Below are 2181 nucleotides of genomic sequence, written 5' to 3'. Positions count from 1 at the left end.
AGTTGCCAAAGGAATCCAAGCCGGACCAAACCGGCCAGGGAAAATACAAATTGGCACTGGCTTTACAAGCACCCTGTTGAGTTCTCAAAGAACAACCGCACCCGGGCCATCCCGCCCCGGAGCACTCGCTCTACTTTACTAGGTCTTCCTGGGCTTGTCAACCGGTTTCTCCCGGTTCCACCCGATCTGCCCTAGTACCTCCCCCCGAGCCAGACGCGCAGCATGACTGCGTTCCGTAGTTCGAAGGATTTGGCAGGACGGCCACCTCGGATCGCTCCGTTTGGTTGTCCGCATCCCTGCCGGCTCGGAAAACATTACAGCGTCGTTCCCCGGGCTCCAAATCGGGTACCAGTGTCTCGCGTATGCGCAGGTCAGCGCAGGCAAACCAGAGAACCCGAGCGCCCGGCGACTACCGTACGCAACATGGAGGGCTCCTACGAACCAGCTTTCAAGCCAGTCGCCGACGCCTTCGCCGCCAACCCGCGCGGCGGCTCCGCCCTGACCGTACTGCACCACGGCCACCCCGTCGTAGACCTCCACGAGGGCTGGCGCGACGCCGCTCACACCACCGCGTGGGACGACACCACTCTGGTCAACATCTACTCGGTCGGCAAACCCATCATGGCCGCCGCCGTCATGCTCCTGGCCCACCGCGGCCGATTGGACTTCGACTCTCCGGTCTCGACCTACTGGCCCGAGTTCCAAACCGAAGTGTCAGTACGCGCCGTGCTCGCACATCTAGCAGCGCTGCCGGCCTTCCCCGTCCCCCGCCCCGCCGAGGCCTGGTCCAACTGGGACCAACTATGCGCCGACCTAGCCGCCGCAACCCCCGAGTGGCAGCCCAACACCATCGCCGCCGAACACGCCCTGACCTACGGCCACCTACTAGGCGAATTGATCAGACGAGTAGACGGCCGCCAGCCGTCCAGCTTCGTAGCCGAGGAAATCGCCCAACCGCTCGGCCTCGACCTGGCCTTCGCGCTCCCACCCCAAGACCTACCCCGCTGCGCCGAGCTCGAGTTCGAAACCCCCGACTGGCCCACCAAGACCCTGGCCACCCCCGGCTCAGTACGCGCCCGCGCCATCTCCAACCCCCCAGGCGCCCGAGACCTGGCCATAGTGAACAGCCCCCTGTGGCGCCAGTCAGCCATCCCCGCAACCAACATCCACGCAACCTCAAGAGCCGTAGCCGGCTTCTACGCAGCCCTCATGGACGGCCGCCTACCAGCCCTGGCCATCCCCCAGTACACCGGCCAGGACCTCTTCATCGAACAGCAGGTCACCTGGGGTCTAGGAGTCCAAATAGACCAAGACAACACCTGGGGCCACGGCGGCCTGGGCGGCAACCTGGGCTGGGCAGACCCGAACCGAGACACCGTGGTCGCCTACGTAACCCGCCGCCTAGGCGACTTCACCGCCGCAGACCAAATCGAACAAGCCCTACACCAAACAATCCCGTAGAACTGTGGTCTCGAACGCGAAGCACCCACCCGACGCGAACACCCAGCAGACAGGAGCGCCCAGCCGACGCGAACGCCCAGGAACACCCAGCCGATGCGAAGCGCCCAGCCGACACGAACACCCAGGAGCGCCCAGCCGACACGAACACCCAGCCGATGCGAAGCGAGCAATACGGCCGCAACCATCTACGGTCAGTTACCCCGCGGCAGAGGGGGTGCGGGTGGCGAAGCCCCCGCCCGCGCGACGAAGTCGCGCAGCAAGAACGAGGCGGCAAGGCTCACGCTTTCCGTGAGCAGGGAGCAGCCCCCGACTCGTGGCCAGGGGCGGGGTCGAACCGCCGACCTTCCGATTTTCAGGCCGCGAGTGTGCCTGTCGCCCTGTATCGGCCGTTCGCCTGCCAGCCACGTCACCACAGGTCAGGGCATGTCCGCCTTATCGCCGGTTGTTGCCTAGATCCATTCTTTGTCAACGCGTGCGTGAGCAATCCGTGAGCAAACATCGCGGGACTGATGATCAGGACCGGGTAGAGGGACAGAAGTGTCGTAGGGCTGTCGTACTGTCGCCCCATGGCATGGGATCTCAGTCCTGGCACGGTGCTGACACGCCGCGAGGTACATGAACGTCTAACGGGGCTCTGCCCCAGCCCGACGGGGCGTGTCGTGGTGGGGGCTCCGGTCGTGGGATAGACGGTGACCGGTTTCCCGGTCCCGTTCGTTGAAC

General features: G+C 65.0%; 1 protein-coding gene. It reads left to right on the top strand.

Annotated features, from left to right (window positions below; translation table 11 throughout):
• Positions 1–423 precede the first annotated feature (423 nt).
• The gene (locus IH26_RS0152285; protein WP_030443777.1) at positions 424–1461 is read left to right on the top strand and encodes a serine hydrolase domain-containing protein; all 1038 of its coding nucleotides are present in this window, start codon (positions 424–426) and stop codon (positions 1459–1461) included.
• The last annotated feature ends 720 nt before the right edge of the window (positions 1462–2181 follow it).

The sequence above is a fragment of the Actinoplanes subtropicus genome, assembly GCF_000721705.1.
GTDB lineage: Bacteria > Actinomycetota > Actinomycetes > Mycobacteriales > Micromonosporaceae > Actinoplanes > Actinoplanes subtropicus.
This window is presented reverse-complemented; position numbering and strand designations above follow the sequence as displayed.